Annotated in this window: 12 protein-coding genes; 10 read left to right on the top strand and 2 right to left on the bottom strand. The window is 62.9% G+C overall.

Features of this window, described 5'->3' with window-relative positions; genetic code table 11:
• Positions 1–21 precede the first annotated feature (21 nt).
• On the bottom strand, positions 22–1986 hold the full coding sequence (locus ACVIJ6_RS22550) for an acyltransferase family protein (RefSeq protein WP_456774492.1): 1965 nt from the start codon (positions 1984–1986) through the stop codon (positions 22–24).
• A 628-nt stretch (positions 1987–2614) separates the two neighbouring features.
• Here ACVIJ6_RS22550 and ACVIJ6_RS22545 point away from each other — a divergent pair.
• Complete coding sequence (locus ACVIJ6_RS22545) at positions 2615–4654, top strand: TIGR04372 family glycosyltransferase (RefSeq protein ID WP_456774491.1); 2040 nt, start codon at positions 2615–2617, stop codon at positions 4652–4654.
• Positions 4655–4677: 23 nt separating this feature from the next.
• Here ACVIJ6_RS22545 and ACVIJ6_RS22540 read toward each other — a convergent pair whose 3' ends face one another.
• A complete protein-coding gene (locus tag ACVIJ6_RS22540) occupies positions 4678–6558 on the bottom strand; it encodes a TIGR04372 family glycosyltransferase (protein ID WP_456774490.1) in 1881 nt (626 codons plus the stop codon).
• 1018 nt (positions 6559–7576) lie between these two features.
• Here ACVIJ6_RS22540 and ACVIJ6_RS22535 point away from each other — a divergent pair.
• From ACVIJ6_RS22535 to ACVIJ6_RS22495, 9 genes are all read left to right on the top strand, one after another.
• Positions 7577–8800: a methyltransferase domain-containing protein gene (locus ACVIJ6_RS22535; protein WP_456774489.1), complete on the top strand. Its 1224-nt coding sequence runs from the start codon at positions 7577–7579 to the stop codon at positions 8798–8800.
• Positions 8797–9333, top strand: a complete 537-nt coding sequence (locus ACVIJ6_RS22530; protein ID WP_456774488.1) for a WbuC family cupin fold metalloprotein — start codon at positions 8797–8799, stop codon at positions 9331–9333. The genes ACVIJ6_RS22535 and ACVIJ6_RS22530 overlap by 4 nt, the downstream gene beginning before the upstream one ends.
• Positions 9330–10070: an SDR family NAD(P)-dependent oxidoreductase gene (locus tag ACVIJ6_RS22525; protein WP_456774487.1), complete on the top strand. Its 741-nt coding sequence runs from the start codon at positions 9330–9332 to the stop codon at positions 10068–10070. Before ACVIJ6_RS22530 ends, ACVIJ6_RS22525 begins: the two co-directional genes overlap by 4 nt.
• Positions 10071–10137: 67 nt before the next feature.
• A complete protein-coding gene (locus ACVIJ6_RS22520) occupies positions 10138–11403 on the top strand; it encodes a methyltransferase domain-containing protein (RefSeq protein ID WP_456774486.1) in 1266 nt (421 codons plus the stop codon).
• Between the two features lie 160 nt (positions 11404–11563).
• The gene (locus ACVIJ6_RS22515) at positions 11564–12406 is read left to right on the top strand and encodes an ABC transporter permease (RefSeq protein WP_456774485.1); all 843 of its coding nucleotides are present in this window, start codon (positions 11564–11566) and stop codon (positions 12404–12406) included.
• 102 nt (positions 12407–12508) lie between these two features.
• The gene (locus ACVIJ6_RS22510) at positions 12509–13258 is read left to right on the top strand and encodes an ABC transporter ATP-binding protein (RefSeq protein WP_456774484.1); all 750 of its coding nucleotides are present in this window, start codon (positions 12509–12511) and stop codon (positions 13256–13258) included.
• A 42-nt stretch (positions 13259–13300) separates the two neighbouring features.
• Positions 13301–14368, top strand: a complete 1068-nt coding sequence (locus tag ACVIJ6_RS22505) for a glycosyltransferase family 2 protein (RefSeq protein WP_456774483.1) — start codon at positions 13301–13303, stop codon at positions 14366–14368.
• Positions 14365–16479, top strand: a complete 2115-nt coding sequence (locus ACVIJ6_RS22500) for a TIGR04372 family glycosyltransferase (protein WP_456774482.1) — start codon at positions 14365–14367, stop codon at positions 16477–16479. The genes ACVIJ6_RS22505 and ACVIJ6_RS22500 overlap by 4 nt, the downstream gene beginning before the upstream one ends.
• Positions 16480–16674: 195 nt before the next feature.
• Positions 16675–19215, top strand: coding sequence for an NF038122 family metalloprotease (locus ACVIJ6_RS22495; protein ID WP_456774481.1), 2541 nt, complete (start codon positions 16675–16677; stop codon positions 19213–19215).
• The last annotated feature ends 32 nt before the right edge of the window (positions 19216–19247 follow it).

Genomic DNA, 19247 nt, shown 5'->3' with positions numbered 1-19247 from the left:
CCCAGGCGCTCGGACGGCGGCTTATTTATCGAAGCCAGGCAACGCCTCCAGCGTCTGCCTGGCAATGAAGACCGAGCCTGGATTGGTCAGATGGCCGGAATCATAGGCCGTCAGGTCGGATCCATCAGCGCCGATCCGCGCAAGACATCCGTCATCGTTGCACATCATCCGGCGCGCGGAGATGTATTGGATACCCACGCGCTGCGCCTGCGCCTCCAGAAATTCATCCAGCGCCCGCGTCCAATTGTCGTTCGAGCGGAACTTGGTGCGCGCCGGCAGCAGGGCGTGCGTCCGGAAATAATAATCAAGAATATTCGCCGGCAGGCTTTCGCCGAGCCAGGTTGCCGGCGGTCCGAGCAGGACGATCCGCGGCACATTGAGCTCCTTCAATGCCGAAACCGTTCTGTCGAGTCCGTTGCGAAGGGCGTCAGGGCTATAGCTCCAGGTCGAATAGAACAGCACCAGATCCGGCTTGAGCTCCGCCACCTTCTGGATGACGAAATCATTAGCACCCTTGCAGAACCGCCGCTCCGGATGGACGAAACCGAGCAGCGGCGGACAGGCCGAAGCCGTGAACTCCGCGACCTCGAATCCGCGCTCGGCACCGAAATGGGCAAGTCCCGGATAGAGCGATGCCGCATAGGAATCACCCCACACCAGGATGAGGGGATGCCGGCCGGTGCCTGCGCAGTCCGGTGAAAACTCGGACGCGCTCTGATCCGGCTTCAGCAGACACTTTTCCGACCGCCAGAAGCGCGCAGTTTCGCTGCCGTCGAGCATGAAGCCGCGGAGCTCGGCCGGAATCCGGACCGGCAAACCATTGGTCTGGTCAGCCACGACGCCGACGATGCCCAGGGCGGCCATGGCTCCGAGCAGGCCCCCGACCTTGAGCGGCACAAGCTGGCAACCGAAGCGGATCGGCCGCTCGATGAAGCGGTAGGTCGCCCAGGCCAGCGCCAGGCTGGCTGCGATGATTGCGATCATGACCCACGCCGGCACCGCATCGACGAACTGGATGCGGGCATAGGCAATCAGCGGATAGTGCCAGAGATAGAGCGGATAGCTGATCAGGCCGACGAAGACGGCGGGCATCGAGGAGAGAATGGAACGATGCACCAGTGTGCCGCGAGTCGCAATCAGGCTGGCGGCGCCGAGCACCGGCAGCAGCGTGTGAACGCCCGGATGCGGCGTCGGGCGACCGTAGCGCCAGAACGCGACCACGATCGCGAGCAACGCGGCCCATGCGATGAGCTCGCGCACGAGCCGGTGGTCGATCAGCCGCTGCGAGCGAGCCTCCGCACCGCGTCCATCCAGCCAGAGTGCCAGGCCGGAGCCGACCAGCAGCTCCCACGCCCGCGTCACCGGCAAATAGAACGCGTAATCGGGCGCGCGAGGCTGCACGATCAGGCAGGCAATGAACGACGCCGCCGCCAGCGCAAGCGTGACCGCCAGGCTTCTGCGGCGCCAGCTCCCGATCAACAACAACAGGATCGGCCAGACGATGTAGTATTGCTCCTCGATCGCGAGCGACCAGAGATGCAGCAACGGCTTCTTTTCGGCGGCGAGATCGAAATAACCGACCTGCCCGAGCAGGATGAAGTTCTGGATGAAGACGGCGCCGCCTGCGATGTTGGTGCCGAGCGATTTCAGCTCGCGCGGCGGCAGCACAAACCATGCGATCAGAAACGTGACCAGCACCACCGTGATCAAGGCCGGAAAGATGCGGCGGACCCGGCGGGCATAGAAATCCGCGATGCTGAACGAGCCCGACAGCATCTGCTTGTGGATGATTCCGGTGATCAGATAGCCGGAGATGACGAAGAAGATGTCGACCCCGTAGAAGCCACCCGGGACTGCGGTGGGAAATGCGTGGTAAATGAGAACCGGCAGCACGGCGATCGCGCGCAGGCCGTCAATATCCTTGCGATAGCCGAGCGGCGTCGCGCGGGCCTCGTCAAAGGCAAGGTTCGGCTGAGCAAAGTTCATCGGTTCGGGTCGCTCCAGGACAACTTCGGGAGAACAGTCGATTGCGTCCAAAGGACGCAGCGCGACGGCCGCCGGCTGCTGACAAATTCGGAGATATTCACACGCTTTTCCAGGAACTCATCGACCGTCCTGGTGGCAATCAGCGCTGCTAACAGCAGGCACGGCCGGCGGTCTGTAGATCCGTAGGCATATACGTCAGGATGCCCTCGTCCTCTTTGGCCGACCGGCGTCGCACGAGTGACAGCCTCTTGATTGCGAGGCGACTTCCGCAAAGGCTGGCGGCCGACCACAACTCATGAAACGCCGGCAAAAGCTAGCTGTCGGCCGGTTCCTTGACAAGCATGACGACACCGAAGGAACCGCCATCACCACATGGCGACAGTCAAGACTGATCTACATGCCGTCCACCTTTTTTCGCTGCGCCGAGCCCCGCTGTCCCGCGGCTTGCGGTCAGCTGAATAGCTCTATATTCAAAAACGAGTATACTTATGAATTATGCAACTGTCGCGCTCATGTATGGGGCTCCAAAATGTCCTTCGTGTCCGCTCATTCAATTCCGGCCGGCCAGCCTCCGCCAAGCCGGACGGGTGTGATCCGATCATGGAAGGGGAGCCTGACCGCACGTGTCGTGAAAGCGATCAGCTGGTACCTCAATGCAGCCGGACACCGTGCCGAACCCTTCAAGGACCTGTTTTTTGCGCTGCTGACGTTCCGACAGGCCTTCATGGTCGCCCTGATCTTTCGCCGCCATGCGCATCGCAACGAGTTCGACCGGCAGTTTCGTTATTTCTGCGGCCCCCATCTGGAAAAGGAAATGCAATGGGTGCTCTCCAAGCCGCGCTCGGATCAGTATTGCAACGAGCTGATCCTGTTTCTGCTGATCTGCGAGAAGGAAAAGCGCGTTCTTGAGCTGTTTCCCAACATCGACTGGGAGCGGGTCGACGACGAGTTCATGGAGTCGATCGGCCAGCTGATCAAGAAGCTGATGTCGGGCTATTTCATGGAGCTGCTCGCGCAGGCCCACACGATCAATTGGACCGCGCTCCGCCCGCAGCACCTGCGCCGCTTTGCCGAGATGATCAAAGTTATGCTCGAGCACCGGAGTTTCCGGTTCGAGCAGAAGAGTTTCGAGGGGCGACAGGCCGACGCCCGCAGAGACGGCGACCCCGAGCTGTTCGAAGCCCCTCTGGACCGCTACGTACCGGAATACTTCTGCGACAAGGAATTGATCGAGACGCTGGTCAATCAGCTCGACCTGCCCAGGCACGACGACATCCTTGCCGCACGTGAGGACAGCGGCCAGTACTGGGAGCGGTTTCCTGCCGACCATCCCCAGCGGGAGGTCCTGGCGGAGATCAACCTGTTCTACGCCTATCGCAACCTGCTGCTGACGACCTATCACAGCGGCGAGGGCTTTCATGTCCCCCAGGTTTACATCAAGCTGACCGATACCCAGCAGCGGCTGCGCCGCCATCTGCCGGCTCCCAGCGCCGAGCTCAAGGTCCTTCTCAAGAAGCTCGAGACCGATCTGCCCGACGTCAAACTGCTCTCTCCGGACTGGAGCGCGCTCATCGGCCACAATGGCCATCTCAACGTGCACCTGATGATGCGGGAGATGGGCTGGTGGCAAGGTCAGCCCCTGCTGCTCGCCAACAAGGACCGGATCGCCAACAAGCCATTCCTATCGCTGTTCTCCGACATCTGCCCGACGCTCACATTAGGCGAGAACGCCAGTCCGGGCGTCTGGCACGAGCTCGCCAGCTTGACGCCCTTCCTCGGCGATTCGCACCAGGCCTTCCGCTTCGAGGATGGACGCGCCGTGTACTGGAACGATGCGGGATCACTGGCGCTCAAGCAGTGGGAAAGCCGGCAACGCACCTTTCCGCTGCGCGACATCTACGACCGCCGCTTGCTCGCCGACCCTCGCATCGAGCAAACCTACCAGGACTACCGACGACGATGGGGCATGGCTGACGGCGACTGGTTCGTCTGCCTCCATGTGCGGGATGCCCAGACGCGCAACGATACCGAGGGCGTCGGCGAATCCATCCGCAACGCCTCGCTCGCAACCTATATCGAGGCGGTCCGCCACATCACCGAATGCGGCGGCTGGGTGGTGCGGATGGGCGGTCGCAAGGTCCCCCCGTTTCCGAAGATGGCGCGGGTGATCGACTATGCCCGCAGCGATGACCAGTTTCCGGCGATGGATATCCATCTGATGCGCCGCGCCCGCATGTTCATTGGAACCACCTCCGGCTTTGCCTATGTGGCAACTAGCTTCGGCATCCCGACGGCCATGGTGAACGCCTTGAGCTCGATCGGCCTGTTGTGGTCAACGGACACCCGCTTCGCGCTCAAGCCGGTGCACAGGACGGACGGTCGCATGCTGTCCCTCAGCGAGTGGACGTCAGAGCAGTATCGCTGGGCCTACCCGACATATGAGTCCGTGGCGCGCGCCGAGCTCGTCGTCAGCGAGAGCAGCTCGGACGAGATCCTGGAGACCGTACGCGAGGTCCTCGACATCTCGGATCTCCAGCGCATAGGCCCTCCCCCCGACGTGGACGTCGGCTGGGAGCGCCACGTTCAGGTGCCAGGTTTCTTCGGCAGCTCCCGGCCGAGCAAATATTTCCTGGAGAAGCACGCCCGAAACCTGCTGAGAGACCCCTGAGCAGATCGATCCCTCCGCGGCGGCTACAGGAGAGCGCCTTCATACTTGCTGAGATAGTAGGCGCTGATTCTGCTGGTGCCGTAATAGTGGGGTGTGGGCAGCCGTTCCTGCCAGCGCGCCAAGAGACGTTGCGAGCCGCCATTCACGTGACGCCCCGAGGCCAGATCGACCACCTCTTCGGCTACAGCGCGAATTTCGTCCGCGGTGTTGTTCTGCGGATGCGCACCGTTGCGATGGAGAACACCGGCATCGAACAGGCGCCACCGCCATGGGGCCGTTGTCAGCTGCGCCTGCGTCAGCATCGTGCCGTCCGCCAGGCGCACCGGCTTTAGCGCAAATCGAACGTCGCGGTTCCATAACTGCGGATCTGTCGTGATGCAGTTGACGAGCGCACTCGGAATACCGAAGCTGATCGCAACATTCGTCAATCCAGAGGTCGTGCCAATGAACGCCCTGGCGTTTCGGATCAGGCAGATGTCCATCAATTCGGAGCGGAAGTCGCTCAATGCATAGTCAATCGTGCGATCGAGGGACGGCAGCCTGGGCGAATTCGGACCACCGAGCTTGATCACCCAGCCTCCCTTGTCGGTGACCGCGCGGATCGCATCAAGGTAGGTCTCGATCGGCGAGTTGCGATGGGTCTGACCGGTCCCATCGACCTCGGCATAGTGAGACGCGTCGCGGGTATGTAGACACACATACCAATCATCCGGCTTCATGCCCCAGGCTTCGCGCATCCGTCGAAACTCGTCCTGAACCTGCGGCGTCGCTCCGAAAATCCGGTCATATGCGTCGCGCAAAACGTGGCCCCGCCCTTCCGTCTCCCATTGCATGATGGCAAGAGCGCCGGCTTCCTGCCACGGCACGGCCTCGCCATTCGGCAGCCGAAACACGTTGAAGTTCATGCCGTACCATCGTTGCAGTGACAGCAGCTCCTCACCGACCGCGTGCGAGACGGTCTCTCCGATCACCACGACGTCGGCCAATCCTTCAAACAGCCGAAAGAACGTCCTGTTCGCGACGAGGTTCGAACGCACGACGATCAGCGGCCTCCCCGACCACCATCCCAGGTCACGCATCCGGAACAGGATGTCGAGCATCCCGAGGTGACCGATTTGCGTCGTCCATTCCTCCGGAATGACCCGCAATTCGTCCAGTGGAATGGACAGCCTTCTCAACACGTAGCTGGTTTCCGCCGACAAGGGCGGCACGATCTTGCTGCGCAACTCTGATTGCGCCGCGAGCGCCCTTGCAAACAGGTCGATGCCGAGTTCGCCTCGGCCGACATGAGTGACGCGCTGGCCTACGAAGTTGCAGAGATCGAACAATCTGCCCAAAGAGCCGCAGGCAAAGTCGAGCGGATTGGGATGGTAGTTTCGCGCTGGCCGCGATGCCATGTTCTGATGAGGACGCATGTAGCTGGGAAGGCTTTGACAGGCGCTGGTCATGCTTTCGATCGCGCAGGTCTCGTCGCCGGCTATGATTTCCAGCATGGCCTTGAGAAAAGTCAGATGGGCCACCAGCTCAGGCCCCGCGAGCAGAGGAAGCTGCGAGGCCACCCGATGCGCCTTTTCGAACTCTGCGAGCTCGATCAGCGAACGAATCATCGTGTTTGCCAAGTCCAGCGAGCGAGCCGCGAGCTGATCCTGCACGATGAGGTCATACGCCTCGCGATCGGCTCCGAGCCGCAACAGGATCTCCGCCGACTGGACCGGGAAGTACCGCCTCACCCCCCCCGAAAAGGTCAGGTCAGGCTTCTGCGCCAGCATCGAGGCGACGTGCACCCGATAAGCCCCTTCGAGCAGATGTCGGCCCCGAAGCTGCTCGATCTCGAGCACGACGAGGATCAGGAAAGCCAGACGAGGTGGCAGAAGGCCGAGAAATCTGGCGGCCCAGGCGCTCAACATGCGTCCCCATTGCGGCGACTGCGGCGAGAACAGTTCTCTCGAACGCGCAAGTCCGGCCGGCAACACAACGATCGCAGGTGACCGCTCAGTGAGGCTGCGGCTGCGCTTTGGGCTCAGAAAATCGAAGCTCGCCCTTAAGAGCTGCATCGGATACTCCAACTCTGTCTCCAGCTGGCGGCCTGGCCTGTATCTCAAAAATCCAGTCGGTCCCCGCGAAGGACCAGGACTGGAACCCCATCAAGGCGTTTGTGCGGGTTCGAGAGCCAAGCCGGCATCGAAAATGGCGCCTCTAAACAGCAAGCGTGAATGTGGCCGATCTCTCGATTGCGCCATCAAGTCAACGTACGATCGATTATTGCAACTATCCGATGAAACCACGCGGCAATCGGCAAGAGGCCAGCCCTGTCGACAATGAGCAGGATGGTGGACCATAGAACCAGCCGCTCGAGCACTCTGCGGCCGAGTCCGACTGAAATGAAGATGAACGTCGTGAGCCCCGCCAGGACGGCGTTCAAGAATCCCGCCCCGAGCGCCAGGAAGACGGAAAAGCAGGCCATGCTCACGCAGAGCATCCGTAGAATTGTCCGTAGGACAAGGACCGTCTCTTTCAAGCAGTTGCCCCCCTTTTGCCACCGCAGAATCATGTAACGGAAGACAGCTGCCAAAGCTGGCAACTCCCTTGTAGAATCTCTCAACGAGGCGAACGTGCAAGATCATCTCGGAATGCGTGTACAGGTGTCAGCCCTCGGCCGAGATCGTGTCGAACATCGTTGCTCTGCCCTCTGGCCGTCACTCGAGCATATTTCGAAACGATTACTTCGGCGCGGCAGCCCGATCAACAGCGATCCCGGTCGGGGCGCCAGACAATGTACGAAATTTGCGCGGGGAGCTGATGAATTGCCTTTCCGGCGAGGACATCGTAAAGAGCCTTCCTGCGGCTTTCTCCCGCGTGGGGGATTGATATTGATAGGGAAACACGACACCACGGCGGCACCTTCTTGCTGAGCTCTGCGAGATGACACCGACTGTCGAAGCTACGGGCGCTGCAATGTCTTTCCGATGCCGCATGTGTAGCACCTCCACCGCTGTCCCTGCCCTGGCTCTCGGCCGCCTTCCCGTATGCAACGCGTTTGGCCAGGACGGCCGCGTCCAGCGGCAAGTGGACCTTGATATCGTCGAATGCGAGAGCTGCGGATTGATTCAGCTCGCTGCCGCGCCTGGCCCTGAAAGCCTGATGCCGGAGGTGCCCTGGATTCGCTACCGCGAACCGGAGGGCCATCTCGACGCGCTCGTCGACGAGTTGATCCGATTACGGCCGGAGGCAACGACGGCGTTCGGCGCTGGCCCGTTCGAACAGCCCTTGCTGACAAGGTTGCAGACGCGTCACTTCACCACCGACATGCTGCCCTTCGACGGCGCCTCCCCGCCCGGCCGCTATCCCTATCTCGAGACCTGGCAGGCCAGGCTCGATGCGGCGCAGCTGTCGGCGGCGCGGCCTGGACCGTTCGACATCGTCTCGTGCCGCTACCTGATCGAGCATACGCCGGACCCGGTACGCGCGCTCCAGGCCCTGAAACCTCTGGTCAAGCCCGACGGGCTGCTGCTGATCGAGGTTCCCGACAGCAGCAAGTTCTTGGCTGCTCGCGACTACTGCTTCCTGTGGGAGGAACACAGCAGCTATTTTGTCGAGGACACATTGCGTCGTCTGGCCGAGGTCAGCGGCTGTCGCGTGCTGGCTCTGCTGCGCTACCCGGGAGCCTTGGAAGACGCTTTGGTTGCAGTCCTGACCACTGCGGAAGGCCTGCCGCCGCTGGTCGCGCCCCAGGGACCTTCGCACCTGTTCCAGACCTATCGTGACGAATTTGCCGGCATCCGCGCTGGGGTGCGCAGCAAGCTGACAGCCTTGGCTGGTCCAGATCGCGACCGCATCGCGCTGTTCGGCGTCGGCCACCACGCCATCATGTTCGTCAACGCCTTCGGCCTTTCGGACCTGATCGCGCTCGCCGTGGATGATGACGCGGACAAAAGCGGCTTTTTCCCGCCGGGCTGGCGCGTCCCTGTGGTAGGATCGCAGGTGCTGCTAGCGGATGAGCGGATCAGGCTGTGCCTGTTCGCCGTGGCGCCTCATATCGAAGGCAAGGTGCGCGACAAGCTCGCAGCTCTTGCGGCGCGCGGCGTGGCATTCCGATCGATCTATGCAGCGCTCGACAATTCCATCATGAAGGACCCTGCCCCATGAGCCTCGTCCAGAAATCTCCGGAGGTGTTCCTGGCCGAAGGACCGATCGCAGCCGTCGGGCCGGCCGAAATCGAGACCCTCAAGGCGGCGGTCGAGGCCAGCCCCAAGCGGCGCGCCCGCATCAACGCCCATCCCGACGGCGATGATTCGCTACACGAGATGATCATCGCGATCGATGCCAGCTCCTACATCCGGCCACACAAACATCCCGGCAAGAGCGAGGCCTTCCACATCGTCGAGGGCGAGGTCGATATCGTCGTGTTCAAGGATGACGGCGAGATCGACCGGATCGTCGAGCTGGGACCGCCCGGCGGCCGCCGCCCATTCTATTATCGGATGTCGAATGCCTTTTTCCACACGCTGATCATCCGCAGCGATCTGTTGATCGTGCACGAGATCACCAACGGCCCGTTCCGCCCGTCCGCCACCGTGTTCGCAGATTTCGCGCCGGAGGACCGCGACGCCGACAAGGCTGAAGCCTATCAGGCCGAGTTGGTCCAGCGTGTCGCCGCGCTGCAGGGCGCCAGCGCATGACTGTGCATGCCGTCGTCATCGGGGGCACCCGGGGTCTTGGCCGCGCGGTGGTCGAGCGCCTGCTGGCCCGCGGCTGCGCGGTCAGCGTCGTCTCGCGCCAGCGCCCGGCCGACTTTCCCGACCAGCCCGGCCTGCGCCATTTCCCGGCGGATCTGGAGCACAGCGAAGGCTATGCCGGATTGTGGACCCGGATCGCCGAGGCCGGCGGCCCCATCCGCTATCTCGTGCTGAGCCAGCGCTTCCGCGGCCAGGGCGATCCCTGGGCGGGCGAGATCCAGGTCGGCCTGACCGCCTCTCGCGACATGATCGAGGGGTTTTCCGGGCATTTTGCCCCGTCCGGTGACCGCGCGATCGGCGTCGTCAGCTCCGTCTATGCCGAATTCGTCGGCAGCTCCCAGCCCGTCGGCTACCATGTCGTGAAGGGCGGCCTGAATGCCATGGTGCGTCATTACGCGGCAACCCTCGGCCGCCAGGGCATTCGCGTCAACGCGATCATGCCGCTGACATATCTAAAGCGCGAATCGCGCGTCTTCTACGAGCAGAATGAGCGGCTGATGGACACCTACCGCCGGCTGGTCCCGCTTGGCCGGCTCGGCACGGCGGAAGAATGCGCCGACGCGCTCGATTTCCTGTGCAGTGAGCGCGCGTCCTTCATCAACGGGCAGAGCCTGTTCCTGGATGGGGGCGTGTCCACAGTCTGGCAAGAAGAGGTCGCCAAGAGCTTCGCGGGCCTGTAAAACGCGCCGCGAATCTCGTTTCGGCCACCTTCCCCCGCGGGGATCGCCAACCAAGGATCGCCTATTCATGCAGCACGTGAAGCACAAGACCGATTGCCGCCTGTGCGGTTCGACCTCGCTCGAGCATGTCCTGCCGATCCGGGCCTCCGCAATCGGCGATGCCTTCGTGACGGCGGACCGGCTGAGCGAGAAGCAGGACCTCTATCCGCTCGATTGCTATCTGTGCCTGACCTGCGGTCACCTGCAGAACCTCGACGTCGTCGATCCGGACGTGCTGTTCCGTGACTATACCTATCGGACGTCCGTGTCGCTCGGACTCGTCGAGCACTTCAAGCGCTACGCTCAATCCGTCGTCTCGTCACTCGCCATTCCCAAGGGAAGCCTGGTCGTCGAGATGGGGAGCAATGACGGATCGCTGCTCAAGGCCTTCAAGAATGAAGGCATGCGCGTGCAGGGCATCGACCCGGCGCGAGACATCGCCGCGACCGCCACCAGCGAGGGCATTCCGACCATCCCGGACTTCTTCACCAGCGCGCTGGCGGCCAAGATCAAATCGGAACAGGGCGAAGCCAAGCTGTTCTGCGCCAACAACGTGTTCGCCCATATCGACAACATGTCGGATGTGGTGAAGGGCATCCGGCTGCTGCTCGCCGACGACGGCGCCTTCGTGTTCGAAGTGTCCTACATCGTCGACATGATCGACAACATGGTGTTCGACACCATCTACCACGAGCATGTCTCGCATCACGCGCTGATCCCGCTGGAGACCTTCCTGAACCGGCACGACATGACGCTCTTCCATGTCGCGCGCACCGGCACGAAAGGCGGATCCATCCGGGCCTTCGCCCAGCCGAAATCGACCGCCAAACGCCCGCGCTCGGCGGAGCTGTCGCAGCTGATCGCCGAGGAGGAACGCCGCGGCGTCACCAAGCCTCAGATCTACCGCGACTGGTTTGCCGCAATCGAACAGTGCAAGCACAAGGTGCTCGCTTATCTCGACAAGGCCGCCAGCGAGGGCAAGCTGATCGCCGCCTACGGCGCATCGACAACGACCACCACCCTGCTCTACCACTTCGAGTTGGAGAATCGGGTCAAGTTCATCGTCGACGATAATCAGCTCAAGCACGGCCGCTTCAGCCCCGGCGCACACATTCCGGTGCTGCCCTCGAGCGAGCTTGCAGCCAGGAAACCTGACGTCGTGGTGATCCTGGCCTGGATCTATGCGGAGCCGATCCTCAAGCGCAACCAGGCCTATCTCGACGCCGGCGGCCGCTTCCTGGTGCCGCTTCCGGAGCCGCGCATCGTCGACGCGTCGGGGACGCGTGCGATCTGAGCAGGCCGGACGGGCCTCGGCTGGCCCATGCCAAGCTGACAGGTTGACAGCCTGTCCATAACATGGTCCAGCAAACCCTGATAATCGGCCGCCGGCATGCCGGGGGCGAACGATTTTCGGCTGGTGAAACAGACGCTTACGGCACTCGCGAGGTAGCAGGATGACCACCCTGACCGATGGACAGGTCGAGCGGCTCGTGGTTGCGGAGCAGCGCCGCTTTTCCTGGGCGCGCTGCCGCAGCGACATCGCCCCGTTCGTCACCCGTCACGTCACTTGGCGCGCACTCGCCGCCGGCGATATCCGTTCGAAATACCGCCGCACGCTGCTCGGCCCGTGGTGGATCACGGCCACGAACGCGATCACGGCGCTGATCATGGGCACCGTGGCCGGCCGGTTCCTAGGCGCCGACATGAAGACCTATCTGCCGCACTTCATGGTCAGCATGACGATCTGGAGCTTCATTTCCTCGTCGCTCAGCGAATCCTGCTTCACGATGATCAATGCGGGCGGCATGATCAAAGCGGTGGATATGCCGATCCTGATCCATGTCATGCGCATGGTTCAGCGCAATCTGATCATCTTTCTGCACAACATCGCCGTCATTCCTTTCATCTGGCTCGTCTACCCCTGGTCGGTCGGATACGGTGCCGTGCTCGCGATTGCCGGCTTGATGATCGTCTACGTCTTCGTCGTCAGCGCGTCGGTGATCGTATCGATGATCTGCGTGCGCTATCGCGACGTGCCGCCGGTGATGGCAGCCGTGCTGCAGCTGTTGTTCTTCATCTCTCCGATCATCTGGGAGCCGTCGAAGATCCAGGGAGGCGAGTTGATCGTTGCACTCAATCCGATCGCCTATCTGCTGTCAGTCACGCGTGGCCCGCTGATGGGAGACGTCCCCAACCTCGCGACCTGGGCCGGTGCCATTGGATCGGTGGCCGTCTTGACGGCTGCGATGATCTATATCTACACGCGCTATCGTTCGCGCGTCGTGTACTGGGCCTGATCCCTTGTCCCGTTTTTGTTTCGCAGCCCGCTTTGCGGCACTTCCGATCGGCAACGGAACGACGTCACGCCGGAGCGGCCAAGTTCTCTGGATTCACCTCTCATGCCTTTGATTGAAGCCAAGCAGATCGGCATCGAATTTCCTGTCGCGCCACCGAATGCGCGCTCCTTCCGGCATCTGGCGATCAAGGCCGCGGCGCGCGTCGGTGGCCGGGTTTCGAAGGGCGAGGGTTCGTTCCAGTTCGTGCAGGCTCTCGACGAGATCAGCTTCAGCCTGAAGCAGGGAGATCGGCTCGGCCTCGTCGGCCACAATGGCGCCGGAAAGACCACGCTGATCCGCGTGCTGGCCGGCATCTACGAGCCGACACGAGGTTCATTGCGCGTCGTCGGCCGGAACGTCCCGATGTTCGACATCGGCCTCGGCATGGATGAGGAAGCGTCGGGCTACGAGAACATCCGAACCCGCGGCCTCATTCTCGGCCTCAGTCCCGAAGAGATCGAGGAGCGTGTGCCGGAGATCGCCGAGTTCGCCGAGCTCGGTGACTATCTGGAGCTACCGATCCGAACCTATTCCTCGGGCATGCTGCTGCGCCTGGTGTTCTCGATCGCAGCCTCGATCCACGGCGACATCATCCTGATGGACGAGTGGATCGCGGTCGGCGATGCGCAATTCCGCAAGAAGACGCACGACCGGCTGCAGCAGATCACGCAACGTTCGGGCATCGTCGTGCTGGCGTCCCACGATTTCGGGCTGCTCCGCGAAACTTGCAATCTCGGCCTATATCTGGATGGCGGGCGCGTGCGGGCGTTCGGAGCGCTGGACGATGTTCTGAAGGAACTGCCGCCGGCCTGAGCAGCCGAACCGACCATGTTGCGGCAGGATGTTCGCTGAGCCATGACCATGACGACCAGCCCTGCCGCCTCGCCGACCGCGACCCTGGTCGTTCCGAACTTCAATCATGCCCATTACCTGCCAGAATCGCTCGGCAGCATCGTCCGGCAGACCCGGGCGCCGGACCGCGTCATCATCATCGATGACTGCTCGACCGATCACAGCATCGAGGTGATTTCCCGGTTTCTCGCGGACCGACCGAGTTGGCAACTGATCCGCCATGAAAAGAACCAGGGCGTCGTGCGTGGCCAGAACGAAGCGCTGGCGATCGCGGATACCGATTGGATCGGCTTTCTCGGTGCCGACGACGCCTTGCACCCGCGCTATCTCGAAAGGGCCATGGCACACGCGGCGGATCACCCCGATGCAGGGCTGATCGTCGCCTGCTGCGAGATCATCGGACCGAACGGCGCTTCCGGAAGACGGATGTTGCGACCGATGATGCTCCCCGCCGCCCTATCGACCATGCTGACGCCTGCGGACGTCAGACGAATCCTGCGCGTCGGCGACAACTACTTCTCCGGCACCACGTCGCTCTATCGGCGCGGCGCATTGCAGGCGCTCGGCGGCTTCGACGTCAAGCTCGGCTCGTTCTCGGACGCATTTCTCGCGCGACGCCTCGCGCTGACTTTTGGCTGCTACTTCATCGCCGAAATCCTGGGCTACTGGCGCATCCACGGCCAGAACTATTCGACGGCCACGGCGACCGACCCGAGATCGCTCGATGCCAAGCTCAAGGAGATCGGCGCGCTCATCACCGACAGCGGGCTATTCCCGGACAACTATGCCGCCTTGTTCGCGCGGCGCAACCGCTTCGGCGCGGTGCGGATGGTGCTAGGCAGCGAGACAACTCCCTCGGCCAAAGCCGAGCACGCCGCAGCGCTGCTCGATGGCACATCGTTCGACAAGCATCTGCTGCAGTCGCTCCTGCGTCTGGGCGCCGGCGGCCGGCTTGCTGCGCTGGCATGGGTCACCCTGCGGACACGGCCCATGTCGCTGACGCGCCTGGTTGCGCAGCGGCGCGCGCGGCGCGCGATCGTGTCGGCAACGCCGGGCTACAGCGCCCCATGACGCCCGCTGCTCCCTTCGGCTCTCTCCGGCATCGGCTGCGCAAGCCGCGGAAGACTGCGGCCACAGACCGTCCGGCCGTCCCCACCGCGGGTCCGACACAGGCTGGCGCGCGCCGCAGATCGCCCCTGAAGGCCTGGCTGACGGGCTCCGCGTTCCGCCTCTATGCTTTTCTGAGCGCTCGGCGCCGCCAATTGCTGCCGCTCACCACGCGCGCCGCCAACATCGTCGACCGCACGCTCATCGTCGCGCCTGCGGGCACGAGACTGCTCCGTCTCATGGACCGGCAGCTTGCGCGCGGAACGCTGCTCGGCCGGCTGCTGGCGCGTTTGACCTTGACGACGCTCGCCGCGTCAGCCCAGCTTCATCTCGCCGCCAGCCGCAAGCCGAGCGCGTTGCGCGCAGTCCGCATTCTGAACCTGATCTTTCGCAGCGACGTGCAGTCGCGGACGGGGATGGGTGCACAGGCCTATTTCGCCACCCTCGCTCTCTGCAGCGCCTATGACCGGATCGTCCGCGACGTTCCGCAAGCCGAGTCGATCGGCAGCTTCGCGATCAATTTCGCGGTCGGTGTTGCCCACATGTATCGCGGCAACCTTCCCGTTGCCGCGCATTTCCTGCAGGTGGCATCGGCGTCCGGCGACAGCAACGCGCTGCGCAAGCTCGGCGCGGTCCACGCCCTGGCGGGGGAGCTTGCGCAGGCCGCAGCCTGCTTCAAGGCTTCCGTCGCCCGCGATCCGCGCTCGGTGATGGCGCACCAGAACTATGCCGGCGGCTACGATCCCTCGACGTACAGTCCGGGTGCGTGGGAGCTGGAGAATGCCGGCGAGCTCCTGATCTACGACAATCTGATCCAGCTCGGCGAGAACTTCTATCACCAGGGCCGCTACGAGGATACGTTCCGCTGCTATCAAGCCGCGCTCGATCATCAGGACGCGCTGGCGGACAAATGGTCGATCCCCGATGCGCTGATCCAGCGCATCGCCGCCGTCAGCGGCCATTTCAAGGCTGACCTGCCGGTGCGGCTGCTCGGCTATGAATGGGTCACGCTGATCGGCCATATCGGCTTCATCGATTGCCACCTGCGCATGGCCGCACTGGGCATGCTGCCGCGCGCCAATTACGTCCTGCTCGCACCGGCGGACAAAGTGGTCAACCAGCCTTTTCTCAGGCTGTTCGCACCGCATGTGACGATCGTCGAGGACCCCGTTCTGGTCGACGATCTCCTGCCCTATCAGCGGCTGGTCGGCGATCAGTTCATCGCCGTCCGGGGCAAGGAAGGCCTGGCCGAACCGTGGGCTCACGCCGCCTCCCGCGCGCAAATCGCCTGGGCCGCACAAAGGCGCGGCCCTATCGTGAAGGTTCCGTCGAACCTGATGGAGGCCGGCGCAGCAAGGCTGCGCGCGGCCGGCGTCACCGCTGACTGGTTTGTCGCGATGCACATCCGCGAGGGCGGCTATCATGGTGACGGTCCAGGCACGACGCGCCAGCACCGCTCAGCCAATGTCGGCGACTACATGGACGCGATCGCCGCCATTACCGCGCGCGGCGGCGGCGTCGTCCGCCTCGGCGATCGCAGCATGACGCCGCTCAGTGGCGTCACCGGCGTATTCGACTACGCTCACAGCGACATCAAATCAGCGGAGATGGACCTCTATCTTTGTGCCGCCGCACGCTTCTTCGTCGGCACGACATCGGGGCTGACAACGGCGGTGCAGGCGCTGGGAACGCCGATGCTGCTGGTCAACTGCATCTCCAACGACTGCCAGTTCTGGCACGAGCGCACCGACTTCACCGTACGTCCGGTCTATGACCGCCGCGCCCGGCGCTATCTGTCGCTGCGGGAAACCTATCGCCAGCCGCTGCAGGCGTTGTTGATCGACACCGCGGTGCTCGGCCGTCACGGGCTCGAGATTCATCCCAACACCCGGCAGGACATCACGGAAGCGGTTCGCTACAAGCTCGATTGCCTCGACGAGGCCTGCCAGCCGTTGCGGAATGGCGGCAGCCTGCTCGACCGTTACCGCACCGCCCTCGCCGACAATCCCTACAATTTCGGTGCCGCGCTACCGGTTCCGGCATTCTTCGACCGGCTGCCCGAGCTGCTGCACTGAACGCAGCGCCGAGTCCCGGTTCGATCTGCGCCCGGACCAGGCAAATGCCGGTCGTTCCTCTGGAACCCGCGATACTCATTAACCGGCAGGCAAGACAGCTGATCTCATAACTAGGCCGGTACGGTCGCAATCGGCTCGGCAGCCAGTCGAACCCGGTCCCCCTGCACCGTTCGCGCGGATGGCTGGAGCTGTGGTATGAGTCAGGCGACCAACTCGCAAGTGTCCCCGCCCGATGTGGCGTATTCGCCCCCAATAGAACTGCCTCCGACCGACCCCGTTGAGCTGCCCGAAGAAGCGGTCGAAGCCCAGCTGGCGCAAGGCGATTTCGCCGGGATCGGCGCCGTGACCGCCGTCAGTTCCGGCGGACTGACGATCAACCTGCTGTTCGATACGGCGGCGATGAATGCCCCCGCGAGCTTTCGGGCCGGCATCCAGCAGGCCGCCGCGATCCTCACCTCGATGATCTCCGATCGGATCACGGTCAACCTCAAGATCGACTATAGCGGAACGGGCGGCGGCGCCGCAGCCGGTCCCGACGGCGGACAGTGGATGAGCTACTCCACCGTCCGGAGCAATCTGATCAACAATGCCATCCCTGGCGATACGACGTTCAATGCGCTGCCGGCCGGCTCCAGCATCCAGGGCCAGTCCTACGTTGCGGTGTGGAATTCGCAGCTGAAGCTGTGGGGCGGTCTCGGCGCCAACGATGCGACAACCGACGATGGCGCAGCCACCTTTGCAACAGACATCAATCCGAACCTGCTGGTCGGCGTCGCACTGCACGAGCTGACCCACGCCTTCGGCCGCGTCCCCTACGGGCCTCAGCCCGACATCTTCGATCTGTTCCGCTTCTCGAGCCCAGGCAACCGGCTGATGACCGGCGGCGCCACGGCGTCGACCGCCTATTTTTCGGTCGATGGCGGCAACACCAAGCTCGGGGATTACGGCCAGTCTTCCGACCCGAGCGACTTCCTGAACAGCGGCGTTCAGGGTGGCAACGACCCGTTCAACGAGTTCTACACCGGCAGCACGATCCAGACGCTGACATCCGTCGACCTCAAGCAGCTCGTCGCACTCGGCTTTCATCTGGTCGGCCCCTCGGGAACGGTGATCCAAACCAATGGTGATACGAGCCTGACGCTGGTCGGAAGCTCCTATTACCTGAACAGCGTTTCCGGCGGCACTGGACCAACTCTGAAGTATGGCGGCACGGCCGTCGCCTCAGGGCAGTTCGGCAGCATCGCGCCGATCGGAGCGATCAAGACCGGCTCCGGATATGACGTCGCGTGGCAGATCCCGGGCACCAATCAGTTCACGTTCTGGATGACGGACAGCAACGGCAACTTCAAATCCAACATTTCCGGGCTCGTTTCCGGCAACAGCCTGACCTCGGAGTTGCTGGAAACCACGTTCGGCCAGGATTTCAATCACGACGGCACGGTCGGCGTCACCGCATCGCTTGTGCATTCCAATGGCGCGACCAGTCTGCTGCAGATTGCTGACGGCTACTACATGTATGTGAACGGATCCGGCCCGCAATTGATGTATGGCGGAGGTCAGTTCACGGTCGGCCAGTTCGGCACGATCTCGCCCATCGCAGCTGTCCAGGTCGGCAGCACATTCGACGTCGCCTGGAAAAACTCGGCGACCAATCAGTTCACCTTCTGGACCACCGACAAGAACGGCAACTATACCGGCAACCTCGTGGGGCTGGTGTCCGGCGGCAGCTTCGCGACCGAATCGATGGAGACGACCTTCGGTCAGGATTTCAACGGCGATGGCACGATCGGCGTAACCGCGTCGCTGGTGCAGACAAACGATACGACGAATCTGCTCCATATTGCAGATAACTACTACATGTACGTCAACGGAACCGGCCCGCAGCTCAACTATGGCGGCGCAGCGGTGACCGTCGGTCAGTTTGGATCGATCGCCCCGATCGGCGCAATCAAGACAGCCACCGGTTTTGACGTTGCCTGGAAGATTCCAGGCACCACTCAGTTCACGTTCTGGGCCACCGATGCCAACGGCAACTACAGCGGGAATTTGACCGGTCTCGTCGACGGGGCGACGGCGACCGTCAAATCCTTCGAGACGATCTTCCATCAAGATCTGAACGGCGATGGCGTCATCGGATCGCCAAGTTCGGCGAGCCCGGCTGCCGCGCAATCCGCCACCCAGCCCGCGGCCTCCGGCAATGCGCTCGTCATATCGTCCGGCTTCAGCGGCGAGCTGATCGGCTTCGGGAGCACGGCTGACCAGATCGATGTGAAGGACGTGACCTTTGCCTCCCTGCGGCCGCAGTTCGGCGTCCCCGACGGGGTCTTGTCTTTGACCGATGGCACCCACAGCATCTCCCTGCACTTCATCGGCCAGCTGTCACAGGATAGCTTCCACTTCGCGGCAGACAGCCAGGGCGGCACCCTGATCTCCGGCGCCGGGATCCAGACCTCGGCAAGCGGCACGACTCCGCAGTCCGTTGTGCTGCAGGGGCATGACGCCTTCGTCTTCGCCGAGCATTTCGGACAGGCGAGCCTCTCCGGCTTCACCCCCGGAACCGACACGATCATGATCAGCCACAACTTGTTTGCCGACCAGTCTGCGCTCGTGGCTGCGATCCACGACGACGCCTCCGGCAACGCCGTCATCACCGATGCGGCACAGGACACCATCACCGTCCAGCATGTGTCCACGGCCGAATTGTTGTCGCATCAGTCGAGCTTCCACCTGGTCTGACCGGTCGAGCTGCATTCGGGAAGACGATCGGC

The organism is Bradyrhizobium sp. USDA 4369 (assembly GCF_054056435.1).
This window is presented reverse-complemented; position numbering and strand designations above follow the sequence as displayed.

Bases quoted from the DNA above. Each gene is read 5' to 3' on its own strand.
- ACVIJ6_RS22525 (WP_456774487.1), top strand. From the start codon at position 9,330: ATGACTGTGCATGCCGTCGTCATCGGGGGCACCCGGGGTCTTGGCCGC.
- ACVIJ6_RS22550 (WP_456774492.1), bottom strand. From the start codon at position 1,986: ATGAACTTTGCTCAGCCGAACCTTGCCTTTGACGAGGCCCGCGCGACG.
- ACVIJ6_RS22495 (WP_456774481.1), top strand. From the start codon at position 16,675: ATGAGTCAGGCGACCAACTCGCAAGTGTCCCCGCCCGATGTGGCGTAT.
- ACVIJ6_RS22505 (WP_456774483.1), top strand. From the start codon at position 13,301: ATGACCATGACGACCAGCCCTGCCGCCTCGCCGACCGCGACCCTGGTC.
- ACVIJ6_RS22500 (WP_456774482.1), top strand. From the start codon at position 14,365: ATGACGCCCGCTGCTCCCTTCGGCTCTCTCCGGCATCGGCTGCGCAAG.
- ACVIJ6_RS22510 (WP_456774484.1), top strand. From the start codon at position 12,509: ATGCCTTTGATTGAAGCCAAGCAGATCGGCATCGAATTTCCTGTCGCG.
- ACVIJ6_RS22530 (WP_456774488.1), top strand. From the start codon at position 8,797: ATGAGCCTCGTCCAGAAATCTCCGGAGGTGTTCCTGGCCGAAGGACCG.
- ACVIJ6_RS22520 (WP_456774486.1), top strand. From the start codon at position 10,138: ATGCAGCACGTGAAGCACAAGACCGATTGCCGCCTGTGCGGTTCGACC.
- ACVIJ6_RS22515 (WP_456774485.1), top strand. From the start codon at position 11,564: ATGACCACCCTGACCGATGGACAGGTCGAGCGGCTCGTGGTTGCGGAG.
- ACVIJ6_RS22535 (WP_456774489.1), top strand. From the start codon at position 7,577: ATGACACCGACTGTCGAAGCTACGGGCGCTGCAATGTCTTTCCGATGC.